Origin of the sequence: Janthinobacterium sp. HH106, from assembly GCF_001758725.1 — a bacterium.
Taxonomy (GTDB): Bacteria; Pseudomonadota; Gammaproteobacteria; order Burkholderiales; family Burkholderiaceae_D; genus Janthinobacterium.
Genome location: NZ_LRIC01000060.1, coordinates 62,769 through 78,540, shown reverse-complemented (window position 1 = coordinate 78,540; position 15,772 = coordinate 62,769). Strand labels below are relative to the sequence as shown.

Genomic DNA, 15,772 nt, shown 5'->3' with positions numbered 1-15,772 from the left:
CTTTTTATGGATACTGTTCTTAGCTGACCAGGTGGCGCGGACGCTCGCCGCGCAGGCCGGCCAGCAGGTTGTCCACGGCTTGCTGCGCCATGGCGTAACGCGTTTCATGCGTGGCCGAGCCGATGTGCGGCAGCGCCACCACGTTGGCCATGCCCGGCAGCGGATTGTCCGGCGCCAGCGGTTCGCGCTCGAACACGTCCAGGCCGGCGCCGTGGATGGTGCCCTGCTGCAGGGCCTCGATCAACGCCGCCTCATCGACGATGCGCCCGCGCGAACCGTTGATGAAGATGGCGCCGGGGCGCATCAGCGCGAACTCGCGCCGCCCCATCATGCGTTCCGTCTGCGCCGTCAGCGGCAGGACCACGCAGACGAAATCGGAGCCGGCCAGCAGCTCGTCGAGCGCCACCTGTCGCGCGCCCAGCGCCGCTTCCACCTCGGGCACCGCTTCGCCGTTCACGTACAGCACCTGCATGCCGAAACCCAGCGCGGCGCGGCGGGCGACGGCGCGGCCGATGCGGCCCATGCCCAGCATGCCGATGGTCTTGCCGTGCACGTTGACGCCGTATTGGCTTTCGCCCACGCTGCGCGTCCAGCGTCCCGCCTTGACGAATTCGGCCAGTTCAACGACCCTCCGCGCGCTGGCGAGGATCAGCGCGAAGATCGTGTCGGCCGTCGTTTCCGTCAACACGTCCGGCGTATTGGCCAGCAAAATACCCCGTTCGCGCAGGTAGTCGACGTCGAACTGGTCGACGCCCACCGAAATGGTGGAAATGATGCGCAGGTCGACGGCCGGGTCCAGCAGTTCGCGGTCCAGGCGCACGCTGGCGCCCAGCAAGCCATGCGCGCCGCGGATGGCGGCGGCGAATGCGGCGCGGTTGCCCCCATCGATCGCCTCGAAATACGTCACCTCGCATTCGGCGCGCAGGCGCGCCAGCAGCGGCTCGGCCAGCTTTTTATACACAAGCACATGTTTTTTCACGAGTGTTCCCCTGTTCGGTTCAAGATTGGCCCAGCGCATCGAGCTGGGCGCGGGTCGGCAAGCCTTCCATGTCGCCGGCCACCTGGATGGCGAAGGCGCCGACTCTGTTGCCGCGCCGTACCGCCTGCGCCAGCGGCAAGCCTTCCAGCAAGGCGCTGACCAGGCCGGCCGCGAAGCCGTCGCCGGCGCCCACCGTGTCGACCACGTTGGCCACGCGCTCGCCCGGCACCATGCCGCTGTCGCCGTCGGCCGTGCGGTAGTAGGCGCCCTCGGCGCCCAGCTTGATGACCACCAGCCGCGCGCCCTGCTGCAGATAAAAGCCGGCGACGTCGTGCGGCAGGTCATGACCGGTGAGGATTTTTCCCTCCCCCAGGCCGGGCAGCACCCAGTCGGCCCTGGCGGCAAGGCGGTTGATCTGTTCCACCATGACGGCTTGCGACGGCCACAGCGAAGGCCGCAGATTCGGATCGAACGACACGGTCCGGCCATGCTCGCGCATGAAGTCGATGGCCTGGCCGGCGAACGCCAGGCTGGTGGCGGACAGCGCGGCGGCCACGCCCGTGGCGTGCAGGTGGCGCGCGGACAGGAAATAGGCGGGGTCGAAGTGCTCGGGCGCCAGCCGGCTGGCGGCGGAACCCTTGCGGAAGTATTCGACCAGGGGATCGGCGCCGTTCTCGGCCTTCTCCTTGAGCAGGAAGCCGCTGGACTGGCCGGCGACGGCGGCGACCCGGCTGCAATCGACGCCCTCGGCCTGCACGCTGGCGCGGATGAAGCGGCCGAACGAGTCATCGCCCACCCTGCTCAGCCAGCCGACTTTCAAGCCCAGGCGCGCCAGGCCGATGGCGACGTTCGTCTCGGCGCCGGCCAGGCGGCGCGTGAAATGCGCCACGGCCGCCAGGTCGCCCGTTTCCTCGGCAACGAACATCGCCATCGCTTCGCCGTAGGTGACGACGTCGAGCGCATGCGCTCCATGCATCATTTCGTGTTCCGTCATGCGGCCTCCAGCATCCGGATGTAGCGGCCCGTTTCGGCCACCAGGTCAGTAGCCTCCAGCGGGAATTCGATGGCCCGCTGCACGCCCGGCGCAAAGTGCGCGAAGACGGCGCGCCAGGCCGGATCGGTGTCGGAGACGGCGCAGGCGGACAACCGCCCCCCATCCTCCAGCACGGCCTTGCAGTGCACATAGCGCACGTACGGCGCCAGCAGGCGCGCCGCCTGCTGCGCATCCTCGCCCACCCAGCGCCAGTTGCCGATGTCAAAGGTCAGGCCCACGGGCAGCCCGATGTCGCGCGCCGCTTCCAGAAAGCGCGCCATCGTCGCCAGCTTGCCGCCATGGGCCGTCTGGTCGTTTTCCACCAGCAGCGCCACGGGCGCGGCCGCCAGCTGGGCGCTCAAGGCGTGCAAGTCCGGCGCGGCCGGGTAATGGCCCAGCGACACCTTCAGGTAGCGCGCCCCGAGGCGCGCCGCCTCGTCCAGCATCTGCTGCAGCAACTCGTGCCGCAGGAGCCCGTCCGCGTCCCACAATTCGATGGGCGTGGAATACACGGAGTACAGGCCGCGCGCGGCCACCGCCGCACCCATGCGCGCCAGGTCCGGCCAGTCGGAGGTGAACAGTTCGCGGCGGATCTCGATGCCGGCGCCGCCCGCATCGGCCACCACGTCGATGAAATGGCTTTGCCCCAGCTGCCTTACCCTGCTTGCGCCATAAGCCGACGCCGCCACCAAAACGGGGCTCATTTGATCGCTCCCGCGCCGACGAACTGGCGCGCTTCAGGCGTTTGCGGATTGCTGAAAAACGCTTCCGACGGCCCGCTTTCCCACACCAATCCCTGGTGCATGAAGACGGTGACGTCGGCCATGCGCCGCGCGAACTCCATCTCGTGCGTCACGAGCAGCATCGTCATGCCCGCCTGCGCCAGCTCTTCCATCACCTTCAGCACTTCCTGCGTCAGTTCCGGGTCGAGCGCCGACGTCACTTCGTCGAACAGCATCACTTGCGGCTCCATCGCCAGCGAACGGGCGATCGCCACGCGCTGCTGCTGGCCGCCCGACAGCTGCTCGGGATAGGCTTCGCGCTTGTGGTCGAGGCCCACCTGCTTGAGCACGCGCAGCGCCGTGGCGCGGCCCTGCGCGTCGGGCACCTTCTTGACGATGCGCGGCGCCAGCATGACGTTTTCTTCCACGGTCAGGTGGGGGAACAGGTTGTAGCTCTGGAAGACCATGCCGACGTCCTTGCGCAAGTCGAGCAAATGCTCCTGGCGCGCCGTCAGCGTATGGCCGGCCACGGCTATGCTGCCGCTGTCGATGGTTTCCAGGCCGTTGATACAGCGCAGCATGGTGCTCTTGCCGGAGCCGCTGCGGCCGATCACGGCGATCACCTGGCCCCGTTCGACGGCGAACGAGACGCCCTTGAGCACATGATTGGCGCCGAAGCTCTTGCTGATATTGTCGATTTCAACGATGGGCATGGAATTTCCTTTCCAGTGAATGGCTGTAGCGCGACAGCGGATAGCACATCGCGAAGTAGATCAGGGCGACGACGGGGAAGACGATGAAAGGCAGGAAGGTCGCATTGCTGACCAGTTGCCCTGCCCGCGTCAATTCCACCACGCCGATGATCGAGGTGATCGAAGTGTTCTTGATGATCTGCACCATGAAGCCCACGGTCGGCGGCAGCGAATGGCGCAGCGCCTGCGGCAGGATGACGTAGCGCAGCTGCTGGTAGCGGTTCAGCGCCAGCGCGGCCGACGCTTCCCACTGCTGCCGCTGCACGCCTTCGATGCAGCCGCGCCAGATCTCGCCCAGGTAGGCGCTGGCAAAGATCGTCATCGCCGCGCCGGCCGCGATGACCGGCGACAGCTTGTAGCCGAACAGGGCCAGGCCGTAATACGTCAGGAACAGCACGATCAGCACGGGCGTGCCCTGCACCAGCTGGATGTACAGGGCGCTGATGCAGCGCAGGAGCGGGCTGCGCGCCGTGCGCAGCAGCGCCACGGCGAAGCCGGCGATGCCGCCCGTGATGAAGACGATCAGCGACAGGCCGATGGTCCAGCGCGTGGCCTCGAGCAGGAATTGCAGGTTATCCCAGGAAAAGTCACTGATCATGTCAAGCTCCCATGCGCGCCGCGCCCAGACGGCGGCGGCGTTTGAAGACGATCTGGCCCAGCACCCAGAAGCCGAAGCGGAACAGCAGGGCCAGCAGGATGTACAGCACCATCACGACGATGTAGATCTCGAAGCTGCGGAAGGTTTCCGCGTCGAGCAGGTGGGCGGCAGCGGTCAGCTCTTCGGCGGAAATGGCCGACACGACGCTCGAGGCCAGCATCATCAAGGTGAACTGGCTGGCCAGCGCCGGATACACCTTTTCCAGCGCCGGCAGCAGCACCACGTGGCGCATCACCTGCCAGCGCGTCATGCCCAGCGCCTGCGCCGCCTCGAGCTGCGACGGATGCACGGCGCCGATGCCGGCACGCACGATTTCGGCCGCATAGGCACCCAGGTTGACCGTCATGGCGACGAGCGCGGCGCCGTTCGCGTCGAGCTGCAGGCCCAGCGACGGCAAGCCGAAGTAGATGATGAACAGCTGCACCAGGAACGGCGTGCTGCGGATGATCTCGACATACGCGCGCACCACGGCGCGGGCATAGGCGGGGCCGTTCTTCAGGATGACGGCGGCGCACACGCCCACCGCCAGCCCCAGCACCATCGCCATGGCACTCAGGCGTATCGTCAGCGCCGCGCCCCACAACAGGCGGTCCAGCGATTGCATGACGAGTTCGAAATGAAATTCATACGGCATACTCAACTCCTTGTCTGCGTGCGCGTCCCCGGCCGCGCCACCATGGCGGCGCGCCGTACGGACGGGCACTTTCTTGTGCGGCTTGCTGTATCAGAAAGTCGGCAGCGCCGGCAGCGGCGCGCCGCTCCACTTGCGCGCGATGGCGTCGAGTTCGCCGTTCAGCTTGACGTAGTAGATGAAGTTGTTGAGCCACTGGTGCAGCTCGAAGTCGCCGCGGCGCACCGCCATCGAGTTCGGCTGCAGCGAGTAGGTGAAGCGGACCTCGATCTTGCCCGCGCCGCGCGTCTTGATGATGTCGAGCGCCATCGTGCTGGGAATCGAGACGGCGTCGACCTGCTTGCTGAGCAAGGCCTGGGTGACGGTGGCGTCATCCTCGAAACGCACGATATTGGTGCCGGCCGGCGCCAGGCGGCTCAAGGCCGTATCGTTGGTGGTGCCGCGCGTCACGCCCACTTTCTTGCCCTTCAACTCGGCCAGGGCCTTGAATTTGCCGCCGACCGGCGCGACGATGGCCAGTTCGAACGCGCTGTAAGGCATGGTGAACATCAGGGTCTTGGCCCGTTCCGGCGTGGGCGCCAGGGTCGCCACGAGGAAATCGACCTTGCCCGACTCCAGCGACGGCACGCGCGACGGCGCCGTCAACGGGACTATTTCCACGGGCAGGTTCATGTATTTGCCGATCAGGTTGGCGACGTCGACGTCATAGCCGACGGGCGCGCCCTTGGCGTCGATGCTGCCGAACGGCGGCGTGCCGCTGACCACGCCGATGGTCAGCTTGCCTTTTTTGATCAGGTCGCCAAGCGTCTGGGCGCCGGCATCGGCCGCCGCACCCAGGGCAAACGTTGCTGCGAGCGCGCAGGCCACGATCTTCGAATACAACAGTGTAGTCATCTTCATGCTTCAGTCTCCTGTGATCCCGGTACCGGCCTCGTCGAGGCACTGCCGGGAATATTGTCAAATGGACGATTCGGATCGCCTCTTGCCGTGTCATTTCAACTTCATGCCAACCATTGCCTTGCCTGACTATCCACGCCCCTTTCCAGCGTAAAAACAGTTTATGAAACCGGTTCCATAACTATCTCAAAAAAAAGGGCAACGCCCTCTTCCCTTCCTCAAGCGTCGCCGCCCTTGCGTACTTCGCTACCCTGGGTGGAATGGCGCACAATCAACTTGCCCGGCAACAGCACCTCGCGCGGCGGGCATTGATCGCCCTGCAGGCGCGACAGCATGCACGTCATCGCCGAAAAGCCGATGTCATAGGTCTGCTGCTCGATCGTGCTCAGGCCCGCCAGCGGCGACCATGGCAATTCATCAAAGCCCAGCAAGCCCACGTCCTGCGGCATGCGCAAGGCAAGGCGCTGCAGCATCAGCGCCAGCTCCAGCGCCACCATGCCGTTCGAGGCCAGCAGCGCCACGCGGCGGCCGCGCCACCGCGCCAGGCATAGACGCACCTGCGCGTCGATGGAAGGCCGGTCGTCCAGGTCCACGGCCAGCACTTCGCCCACGCAGCCGGGATGTTCGGCCATCACGGCCTGGAAACCGTCGGCGCGCATCAGCCGCGAGCTGACGCCCGTCAATGGCGGCGCGACGAAGGCGATGGCGTCGAAACCCTGTTCGATCAGATGCGCGGTGGCCAGCCGGCCCGCCTGCACATTGTCCAGGCCCACGAGGTCGAAATCGGCGCCCTCGATGCGGCGGTCGACCAGCACGATGGGCATGTCCGCCTGCTGCAGGTCGGACGACTGAATGTTGCGCCCCTGCGTGTTGACGATCAGCCCTTCCACGCTGTACGAGCGCAGCGCGGCCAGCGACTGGCGTTCGCGCTGTTCGTCATTGCCGGTATTACACAGAATCAAGGTATAGCCATGCTGCTGGCAAGCCGCTTCCACGCCTTGCAGCACGGCCACCGTGTAGGGATTGAGCATGTCGGCCACGACCATGCCGATCAGGCGCGTGCGTCCCCGCTTGAGACCGCGCGCCATCTGGTTCGGCTGGTAGCCGAGACGCGCGATGGTGCTGGCGATCTGCTGGCGGATATTTTCGGACAGGGCATCGAGTTCGCCGCCGAGAAAGCGCGACACGCTCGTTTTCGACACGCCCGCCTCGCGCGCCACCTGGGCGATGGTCACGGGCCGTGGCGGCTCGCCGGAGGCTGTTTTTTTGTTGCTGCGTACTGAATCCAAGGTGCTCTCCACTACCTGTTGATCTGCATATTTTTATTTTGGAACCGGTTCCAAAGATCGCACCCACGCATCGATGACGCAAGCGATTTGATTGCCTGTGGCGGCGAAGGAACACGATGGGTGCATGGATGGGAACGCGGATGAAAAAAAGCCGCCCGCCCCTTGCAAACGCAGGAGGCGGGCGGCGTGATGGTGTCAAGACTGTTTACTGGACCACGGTGTAGCAAGGTACATACGCCGTGCCCGCCAGTTTCATGCGGTGCTGCGCGACGAACGAGGCCAGCAGCGCATCCATGGGGCCGGCGATGGATTTGTCGCCATGGATTTCGAAGTTGCCGTGCTTTTCGATCGAGCGGATGCCGTCATCCTTGACGTTGCCCGCCACCACGCCCGAGAACGCGCGGCGCAGCTGGGCCGCCAGCAAGTGCGTGGGCTGGTTCTTGTGCAGGCTCAGGTTGCGCATGTTTTCATGCGTGGGCTGGAACGGCTTCTGGAACTCGTGGTCGATCTTCAGCAGCCAGTTGAAGTAATACGCGTCGCTGTGCGCCTTGCGGAATTCGCGCACCTGGCGTATGCCTTCGAGCATTTCGCGCGCCACCAGTTCCGGGTCGTCGATGATGATCTTGTAGCGCTGCTGCGCTTCCGGGCCCAGCGTGTCGTGGATGAACTGGTTGATCTGCACGAAGTACTCGCGCGACGTTTCCGGGCCCGTGAAGATCAGCGGGAACGGAATCTCCGCGTTGTCCGGGTGCAGCAGGATGCCGAGGATGTACAGAATCTCTTCGGCCGTGCCCGCGCCGCCGGGGAAGACGACGATGCCGTGGCCGGCACGCACGAACGCTTCCAGGCGCTTTTCGATGTCCGGCATGATGACGAGGTCATTGACGATGGGGTTCGGCGATTCGGCCGCGATGATGCCCGGCTCCGTGATGCCCAGGTAGCGGCCATTGTGCAGGCGCTGCTTGGCGTGGCCGATGGTGGCGCCCTTCATGGGGCCCTTCATGGCGCCGGGGCCGCAGCCGGTGCAGATGTCGAGGCCGCGCAAGCCCAGCTGGTAGCCCACTTCCTTCGAATAATTGTATTCGGCGCGGTTGATCGAGTGGCCGCCCCAGCAGACGACCAGGTTCGGGTTGAGCTGGGTTTGCAGCACGTTGGCGTTGCGCAGGATGTGGAAGACGGCGTCCGTCACGCCTTCCGTGCTCTGCAAGTCGAATTTCGGGTTGCCCGTCACTTCGTCGCTGACGAAGATGATGTCGCGCAGCACGGCGAACAGGTGCTCGTGGATGCCCTTGATCATCTTGCCGTCGACGAAGGCGATGGCCGGCGCGCCCTTGATGTCGAGCTTGATGCCGCGCTCGCGCTGGATGATGGAAATTTCAAACGACTGGTAGCGCTCCAGCAGGGCGCGGCCATCGTCGATGGTGCTGCCGCAATTCAAGACCGCCAGCGCGCAGCGGCGGAAAGTGTTGTACAGGCCGCCCTGGCTGGTGTCGAGCAGTTTGTTGACTTCAGTCTTGGAGAGCACGTCCAGGCGGCCTTCCGGTGAAACCAGAGTATCGATAACGTCGTGTTCCATAATGCGAAAAATCCCTTTAAAAATCGATGCTCGAAGGTCTTGCAGCCTTAATATACGACAAGTCAGGCAAGTTGTGCTGTGCCGCCGCAAAATCGCCGGGGCCGTTCTTGCCTGCAAACCGGTTTGACTAATATGAAACAGTCATTCTTGCTAATGCGAATCGAAACCTTCGCTCCGCGCAATTTGTAGATTAGAATGCCAGCCTATTGGAATTCCCGTGCGTACGGTTCTTCATGAGAGTCCCCGCCGCCCGCAGGCTTCCATAAGTTCGTTGTATCGATTGACTATAATAATTTTTCAGGAGGAACCGCATGAGCGGTGCGACTACGCCCAACAAGGAAGCCGTTATTCCCGAGTTCAAGCAGATTATGGGCCATCCAAGCCCATTGTGGATGTTGTTCATGACTGAATTCTGGGAACGCTTCGCGTTCTACGGAGTTCGCTGGGCGCTGGTACTGTACATCGTGGCCCAGTTCCACGGCGGCGACGGTTCGGGACAGGCAGCGGCCAACCTGACCTACGGTTCCTTCCTCGCGCTGGTGTACGCCGGCGCCCTGTTCGGCGGCTACATCGCCGACCGCGTCATCGGTTACCAGCGCTCCATCCTGCTGGGCGCCATCTTCATGGCTGCCGGCCTGTTCTGCATCTCCGTGCCGAACCAGGACATCTTCAACCTGGGCCTGGCCACGATGATCGTCGGTAACGGCATGTTCAAGCCGAACATCTCGACCATGGTCGGCAAGCTGTACACGACCGCCGATCCGCGCCGCGACAGTGGTTTCACGATCTTCTACATGGGCATCAACATGGGCGCCATGGTCGCGCCTGTCTTCACGCAATGGCTGGCCGAGTCGATCTTCGGCACCAGCGCCATGCCGTCGTACAAGATGGTCTTCATGGCCTCCGGTTTCGGCATGCTGATCAGCCTGGTATGGTTCTTCATCGGCCGCCGTGCCCTGAAGGGCATCGGCGCTCCGGAAGCCGGTTCCGGCAACCCGATGCGCGTCGTCTGGGTGGCCGTCGGCTCCCTGTGCGTGATCCCGCTGATGTATTTCCTGCTGACCGTCGGCGCTGAAAAGCTGCAAATCGTCCTGACCGTGCTGTTCGTCGGTCTGGCCGTCATGCTGATGATCGAAGGCATCCGCAACGGCAAAGTGGCGCGCGACCGCGTCATCGCCATGCTGCTGATCTTCGTCTTCAACATCCTGTTCTGGATGTTCTTCGAACAGGCTGGCAGCTCGTTTACTTTCCTGGCTGACAAGATCGTCAACCGCGACCTGGGCTTCTGGATCTTCCCGACCGCCTACTTCCAGACCGTCAATTCGGTCGCCATCATCGTCTTCGCGCCGATCATCGCCGCCGTCTGGGTCTTCCTGGCGCGCCACAACGTCAACCCTTCGATCCCGCGCAAATTCGGCCTGGGCTTGCTGGGCAATGCGCTGGCCTTCGGCCTGCTGATCTTCGCTCTGTCGAGCCTGGTTGGCGCCGATAACAAGATCCCGTTCTGGACCCTGACCACCGTCTACGTGCTGCAATCGATAGGCGAGCTGTGCCTGTCGCCTATCGGCCTGTCGATGGTCACCAAGCTGGCGCCGGTGCGTCTGGTAGGCCTGGGCATGGGCGGCTGGTTCCTGTCGACCGGTATCGGCAACAACCTGTCGGGCATCTTCGCCAGCCACGTCAGCGGCACGAGCGGCATGTCGGTGCAGTCGGCCCTGTCCGGCTATACCTTCGGCTTCTGGTCCCTGCTGGGCGCCGGCGTCGTGTTGTTCCTGATCGCACCGCTGATCAACAAACTGATGCACGGCGTGAAGTAAGCGTCTTGCTGTAGATCAGAACGGCGGCCTGCGGGCCGCCGTTTTTCATTCCGGCGCCGGTTGTTGCCTTGGCGGGCGGTACAATACAGCCAGGGCCACCGGCCACTCCCCCCACTCAGCAAAGAATATTATGTCCAGCATCTCCACCACCTCGCCCCTCTCCGACGACGAATACGCCGAACTCGACACCCTTCTGGCCGCGCCCGCGCTGGAAAGCCGTGCCATGGACGTGTCGATGCTCGAAGGTTTTCTCACAGCCGTCGCCCTGAACCCGAAACAGATCGCGCAGGAGCAGTGGTTGCCATGGGTCTGGGACAAGGCGGCCGGCAGCGCCGCGCCCGCAGCGGATGCTGCCAGCGAACGGGCGGCCAGCCTGGCCCGCCGCCACCACGCCTACATGGTCGAATGGCTGGCGAAAGACCCGGACAGCTTCGAGCCCATCTACGTCTGCGGCCCCGAATGGAGCGTGCCCGCCTGGTGCGCCGGCTTTATCCTGGGCACGAGCCTGGACAAGCCCCAGTGGGCGGCCCTGGCCGTCAGCCACCCGGAATACCTGGCGCCGTTCCAGCACCTGGCCACGGCCAGCGAACTCGATGACGATGCGGCCGAAACGGCCATGGATGGCGTGATTCCCGCCGTGATCGCCATCAACGCCGCCTGGGCGCGCCAGCGCCACCTGAAAAGCCAGGCGCAAAGCCAGCCCGGCGCCACCGTGCTGCGCGAACTGCCGAAAACGGGCCGCAACGACCCGTGCCACTGCGGCAGCGGTAAAAAATACAAGAAATGCTGTGCCGACGCCGATAGCGCGGCAAGCTAAGGCGATTACTCCTTGCGCCAGCTGCTGACGGCCATCCTGCGCTTCCTGCTGCGCCACGCGCTGCAGTTCGCCCTGTTCATCGTCATCCTGCTGGCCGGCCGATTGCTGCTGGCCGAATGGCGCAGCTACAGCGCCGGCAGCGAGGCTGTCGCCGCCCTGCGCCAGGCTTCCGGCAGCGCCGATAGCCATGGCACCAGCCTGGCCGAGGCGGCCACGCTGCGCGTCAACGCCTTGCAGCACGCCTCGCACGCGGTCATCGCGGCACGCCTGAAGCAAGTGCAGGCGCAACTGGCCGCCTTGCGCGCGCAGCGGCAGCCGTCGCTGTTCACCCTTCCCCTGCCCGACCCGGGCACCCTGGCCCTGCACGCGCAGGACGAAGCCATGCGCCGCGTGGAAATCGAAGTGCTGGTGCAGGAATCCCGTTACTTGAGCGCCCTGCAGGCGGCGATCAGCGGCGAAGATGCACGCCAGACGCTGGCGCGCCTGCATGCGGAACACGTCAGCGCGTATGCGGCGCTGCTCAATAATCTGCGCCAGCGCCGGGAACTGGAAGCGCTGCACCCGCTGGCCGCGCGCCTGCCCGGCAGCGACGCCTACGCGCAGCTGTCGCAGCTCGACGCGGAGGGCCAGCGCTTGCGCGAGATCAATCTGCAAGCCTACCAGGCCTGGCTGGCGCAGCGCGCGCGCACCAGCGATGCTGCCCGCCCCGCCCCATTCGCCGTCGACGAGCAAGCCTTGAGCGGCGCGCTGGCGCCCGTGCGGGCGGCGATTGCGGCCGGAGAGACCCAATTGGCGCGCAACTGGATCGCCCGCTGGCGCGCTCCCGTGCTCGACGTGGCGCCCACGGCCGCCCTGCTGGTGCTGTCGGCCATCCTGCTGCCCGTCGCCATCAAGGCCTGCTTTTACTTCGTGCTGGCGCCCATCGCTTCGCGCCTGAAGCCCTTGTCCATCGCGCACGCGCTGGGCGTGACGGCCACTGCGCTCCCCCTGCCGCCCGACGGCCAGTCCCGCATCTCCGCCGTCTCGCAGGCGCTGCAGCTCAAACCCGGCCAGCAGATGCTGCTCCACCCCGCATACCTGCAAGCGTCGCCCGTCGGCACGCATAAACGCACGCAGTGGCTGCTGGACTGGCGCTTTCCCTTCACCAGCCTGGCCGCCGGCATGGCGGCGCTGACGCGGCTGGAAAGCGACGTGACCGCATCCGTGACGATTTCCGCCAGCGACGACCCGCTGCTGGAAGTGGCCGTCGTCCGCCTGCCGGCCGGCAGCGCCCTCGTGTTCCAGCCGCGGGGCCTGGTTGGCCTGGTCTGCGACGCTGGCCAGCCGCTGGCGCTATCGAGCCACTGGCGCCTGGGCAGCCTGCATGCCTGGCTCACCCTGCAGCTGCGCTTCATCGTCTTTCGCGGCCCCGTCACCCTGATCGTGCGCGGCTGCCGCGGCGTGCGCCTGGAACGGGCGGGCCAGGGCCGTTCCATCAGCCAGTCCGCCACCCTGGGCTTTACCACCGACGTGCTGTACTCGACGATGCGCAGCGAAACCTTCCTGCCCTACCTGCGCGGCCAGCAAGCCTTGCTCAACGACCGCTTCGACGGCGGCAACGGCGTCTACCTGTACGAAGAAACCCCGCGCCACGGCAAGCAGCCGGGCAAGATAGGCAGCTGGTTCGAGGGTTTTACGGACGCGATCTTGAAAGTGTTCGGCATCTAGCCGAGGAAACCATATGAACGACTTCCTGTTTGCCGATTTTCTCGAAGACCAGGCCGCGTATGCGGCGGCTGAGGCCTACTGGCAGGCACGCCTGGCCTTCCTCGACGGCCAGTGCGCGCCATATCTGCGCACCGCGTTTGCCAATGGCCAGCCGTTCTATGACGGCAATCCCATCATCAACCTCGCGGACCGCAACGCCGGCAAGGCGGCGCGCATCGTGCAGCAATGCCCGCAGGAGTTCGGCCCCTGCTACACGAGCTTCGAGCAAGCCATCGAGCTGGCCGGCAGCGATGGACAGCATCATACGGCGCAGGAAAAGGGCATCGTGCTGACGTTGACGCAGGCGACGGCGCAGCGGGCCGAGGATGAACTGCGGGCCTGGTTTGCGCCAGCGTAGGGCTGCCGGCTACGCCGCAATCGAATGCGACACCGTCAGCCACTCGCCCGGCTGCAGATTCGCCGCCGCCTCGCGCGTGGCCAGCACGCTGTCCGGGTCCAGGTCGGACCGGTTCAGCTTGTAGGAATAGGCGAAATCGTCGGCATCGAATGCCTGCCCCGCCTTGACGTAATACTTGAAGCCGACAAACGAGTCGGGATTGGTGACGACCGAATACTCAAGCGTGACGGTGTTCATGGCGGGCCTCGTCGGCGATGGTGATACAGCCATTATGCGTCAATTCCCGCGGCGGCGACGCGGCGGCCAATCCTTGCGGTAAGTCAATAGCCCTGCCGATGGCCGGCGCTACAGTAGGCTGAGCCAACCACCGGATGGAATGCCATGCGCGCCTTGCTCGCGAAAATCAGGAACACTCTGGCGCCGCAGGCGGGCCTGCCGGCGGCGGCGCGCATGGAGCGGACGTCGGACCGGCGCGGCCTGCCCGCCTTTGATCCCGGGCCGCAAGCCGTCATCAAGGCCTGCACGGCCTGGCTATGCGCGGCGCAAGACCATTCCAGCTCCAACGACGGCGGCGTCGCGCGCGACTACAGCCTGCTGACGGGCTGGGCTAGCTCCTATCCCGAAACCACCGGCTACATCATCCCCACCCTGATCGCCCTGGCGCAGCGCACGGGCGACGAGGGTGGGGATGATGCGCTGCACGAGCGCGCGCGCCGCATGCTCGATTGGTGCGTGGCCATCCAGTTCCCGGAAGGCGGTTTCCAGGGCGGGAAGATCGATTCGACGCCGCGCGTGCCCGTCACCTTCAACACGGGCCAGATCCTGCTTGGCCTGGCGGCCGGCGTGGCAGCGTACGGCGGGGCCTACGAGGACGCCATGCACCGCGCGGCACGCTGGCTGCGCGACAGCCAGGATGCCGACGGCTGCTGGCGCCGCCATCCGACGCCGTTCGCCAGCGCCGGCGACAAGGCGTATGAAACGCACGTGGCGTGGGGCTTGTTCGAAGCGGACCGCGTCGCGCCGGGCCACGGCTATGGCGCGGCGGGCCTGCGCCAGGTCGACTGGGCGTTGACGAAGCAGCGTCCCAACGGCTGGTTCGCCTCGAACTGCCTGGACAACCCGCTGCTGCCCCTGACCCACACCATCGGCTACGCCTTGCGCGGCGTGCTCGAAGCGCACCGCTTCTCGGCGCGCGCCGACCTGCTGGAGGCCGCCGCGCGCACCGGCACGAGCGTCGCCAGGGCCGTGGCGGCAGACGGCTACCTGCCTGGCCGCCTCGGACCCGACTTCCAGCCGGGGGCCGGCTACGCCTGCCTCACGGGTTCGGCGCAAAACGCGCATTGTCTGTTCCTGCTGTACCAGCTCACGGGCGAGCGGCGCTACCTCGACGCGGCGCGCCGCCTGAATCGTTACGTGCGGCGCGCGGTCAGCATCGACGGCCCCGCGCACGCGCGCGGCGGCGTCAAGGGCTCGTTTCCCGTCGATGGCGACTACGGCACCTGGGCCTACCTGAACTGGGCCGCCAAGTTCTGCATCGATGCCAACCTGCTGGAATTGGAGTCAGGCCATGCTTGAAGGGGCCAGGCGCACCGCCAGGGCCGCGCTGGAAGCGTGGCGCCGCGCCGCCAGCGCCCGCAACATGCGCCACGGCGCGCGCCACGTGACGCGCGCCGGATTGGCCGCCGATCTGGCGCGGCTGGGCATCGCGCATGGAGATACGCTGTTCGTGCACTCTTCGCTGAAAAGCCTCGGCTACGTGGAAGGCGGCGCGGCGGCCGTGATTGGCGCCCTGCAGGACGCCGTCGGCCCGCAAGGCACCCTGCTGCTGCCCACCTACTATCTGCCGGGCGGGACCGTGCGCGCCACCTGCGACATGAAAGACTATGTGTTCGACCCGCGCCGCCATGGCACGCACATGGGGCGCCTGCCCGAAGCGTTCCTCGCCAGCGCCGGTGTCCGGCGCAGCATCCACCCGACCCACTCCGTGTCCGCGTGGGGCCGCCATGCCGCCGCGCTCACCGAGGCGCATCACCGCGCGCCATCGATTTTCGGCGTGGATTCGCCCTGGCAGCGCTTCATCGGCTGCGAGCGGGCCAAGGTGCTGGGCCTGGGCATTTCCATGGGACCGGTGACGTTCTATCACGCGCTGGAAGACGCCATGGGCGAGGCCTTTCCCGTGCCCGTGTGGGCAGGCGAGACAAAGCTGCTGACCTGCCTGGACCACGCCGGCCGGCGCTGGGACGTGCCCGTGCGCCCCTTCGATCCGGCCATCGCGCAGCGCCGCATCGACCATCCCGGGCGCGGCGACCTGCGCGACTACTTTCACCGGGAGTTCGACGCCGCCGGCCTGCGCGTCAACGGGCACGTGGGCGACGCGGCGTCGTGGTGCATACCGGCGCAGGCATTTTATGACCACCTGCGCCAAATGGCGTCCGAACACGTGACGATCTACGCAAGCGCTGCACAACTGGCGGCGCGGCCTGTCGGGCGCGCATAA

16 protein-coding genes are annotated in these 15,772 nt (G+C 65.8%); 6 read left to right on the top strand and 10 right to left on the bottom strand.

The window, feature by feature from the left end:
• Positions 1 to 19 precede the first annotated feature (19 nt).
• The 9 genes from JAB8_RS23020 to ppnN all read right to left on the bottom strand — a co-directional run bounded on the left by JAB8_RS23020 (position 20) and on the right by ppnN (position 8,537).
• On the bottom strand, positions 20 to 979 hold the full coding sequence (locus JAB8_RS23020) for a D-glycerate dehydrogenase (protein ID WP_070291569.1): 960 nt from the start codon (positions 977 to 979) through the stop codon (positions 20 to 22).
• Positions 980 to 998: 19 nt separating this feature from the next.
• Positions 999 to 1,973 (bottom strand): sugar kinase, encoded by a 975-nt coding sequence (locus JAB8_RS23015; protein WP_254679577.1) that lies wholly within the window; start codon positions 1,971 to 1,973, stop codon positions 999 to 1,001.
• Positions 1,970 to 2,716, bottom strand: coding sequence for a sugar phosphate isomerase/epimerase (locus JAB8_RS23010; protein ID WP_070291568.1), 747 nt, complete (start codon positions 2,714 to 2,716; stop codon positions 1,970 to 1,972). Before JAB8_RS23010 ends, JAB8_RS23015 begins: the two co-directional genes overlap by 4 nt.
• Positions 2,713 to 3,447 carry an amino acid ABC transporter ATP-binding protein gene (locus JAB8_RS23005; RefSeq protein ID WP_070291567.1) on the bottom strand — a complete coding sequence of 245 codons (735 nt, stop codon included), beginning with the start codon at positions 3,445 to 3,447 and terminating at the stop codon, positions 2,713 to 2,715. The genes JAB8_RS23010 and JAB8_RS23005 overlap by 4 nt, the downstream gene beginning before the upstream one ends.
• Positions 3,434 to 4,084, bottom strand: a complete 651-nt coding sequence (locus JAB8_RS23000) for an amino acid ABC transporter permease (protein ID WP_070291566.1) — start codon at positions 4,082 to 4,084, stop codon at positions 3,434 to 3,436. Before JAB8_RS23000 ends, JAB8_RS23005 begins: the two co-directional genes overlap by 14 nt.
• Before the next feature lies 1 nt (position 4,085).
• The gene (locus JAB8_RS22995) at positions 4,086 to 4,778 is read right to left on the bottom strand and encodes an amino acid ABC transporter permease (RefSeq protein WP_070291565.1); all 693 of its coding nucleotides are present in this window, start codon (positions 4,776 to 4,778) and stop codon (positions 4,086 to 4,088) included.
• A 90-nt stretch (positions 4,779 to 4,868) separates the two neighbouring features.
• Positions 4,869 to 5,669 carry a transporter substrate-binding domain-containing protein gene (locus JAB8_RS22990; protein WP_306798488.1) on the bottom strand — a complete coding sequence of 267 codons (801 nt, stop codon included), beginning with the start codon at positions 5,667 to 5,669 and terminating at the stop codon, positions 4,869 to 4,871.
• 221 nt (positions 5,670 to 5,890) lie between these two features.
• Positions 5,891 to 6,961, bottom strand: coding sequence for a LacI family DNA-binding transcriptional regulator (locus JAB8_RS22985; protein ID WP_070291564.1), 1,071 nt, complete (start codon positions 6,959 to 6,961; stop codon positions 5,891 to 5,893).
• Between the two features lie 205 nt (positions 6,962 to 7,166).
• A complete protein-coding gene (ppnN, locus tag JAB8_RS22980; protein ID WP_070219944.1) occupies positions 7,167 to 8,537 on the bottom strand; it encodes a nucleotide 5'-monophosphate nucleosidase PpnN in 1,371 nt (456 codons plus the stop codon).
• A 311-nt stretch (positions 8,538 to 8,848) separates the two neighbouring features.
• Here ppnN and JAB8_RS22975 point away from each other — a divergent pair, with 311 nt between their 5' ends.
• The 4 genes from JAB8_RS22975 to JAB8_RS22960 all read left to right on the top strand — a co-directional run bounded on the left by JAB8_RS22975 (position 8,849) and on the right by JAB8_RS22960 (position 13,275).
• Positions 8,849 to 10,354, top strand: coding sequence for an oligopeptide:H+ symporter (locus tag JAB8_RS22975; RefSeq protein ID WP_070219941.1), 1,506 nt, complete (start codon positions 8,849 to 8,851; stop codon positions 10,352 to 10,354).
• Between the two features lie 130 nt (positions 10,355 to 10,484).
• Positions 10,485 to 11,171, top strand: a complete 687-nt coding sequence (locus JAB8_RS22970; RefSeq protein WP_070291563.1) for a UPF0149 family protein — start codon at positions 10,485 to 10,487, stop codon at positions 11,169 to 11,171.
• A 12-nt stretch (positions 11,172 to 11,183) separates the two neighbouring features.
• Complete coding sequence (locus JAB8_RS22965) at positions 11,184 to 12,878, top strand: hypothetical protein (protein WP_070291562.1); 1,695 nt, start codon at positions 11,184 to 11,186, stop codon at positions 12,876 to 12,878.
• Between the two features lie 13 nt (positions 12,879 to 12,891).
• A complete protein-coding gene (locus tag JAB8_RS22960) occupies positions 12,892 to 13,275 on the top strand; it encodes a hypothetical protein (RefSeq protein ID WP_070291561.1) in 384 nt (127 codons plus the stop codon).
• 9 nt (positions 13,276 to 13,284) lie between these two features.
• On the opposite strand, the gene JAB8_RS22955 is transcribed toward JAB8_RS22960, so the two are convergent.
• A complete protein-coding gene (locus tag JAB8_RS22955) occupies positions 13,285 to 13,512 on the bottom strand; it encodes a hypothetical protein (protein ID WP_070291560.1) in 228 nt (75 codons plus the stop codon).
• 144 nt (positions 13,513 to 13,656) lie between these two features.
• On the opposite strand from JAB8_RS22955, the gene JAB8_RS22950 reads away from it, so the two are divergent.
• Together JAB8_RS22950 and JAB8_RS22945 are read left to right on the top strand one after the other, a co-directional pair.
• Complete coding sequence (locus tag JAB8_RS22950) at positions 13,657 to 14,850, top strand: hypothetical protein (RefSeq protein WP_083287877.1); 1,194 nt, start codon at positions 13,657 to 13,659, stop codon at positions 14,848 to 14,850.
• Positions 14,843 to 15,772 (top strand): AAC(3) family N-acetyltransferase, encoded by a 930-nt coding sequence (locus JAB8_RS22945; protein ID WP_070291559.1) that lies wholly within the window; start codon positions 14,843 to 14,845, stop codon positions 15,770 to 15,772. Before JAB8_RS22950 ends, JAB8_RS22945 begins: the two co-directional genes overlap by 8 nt.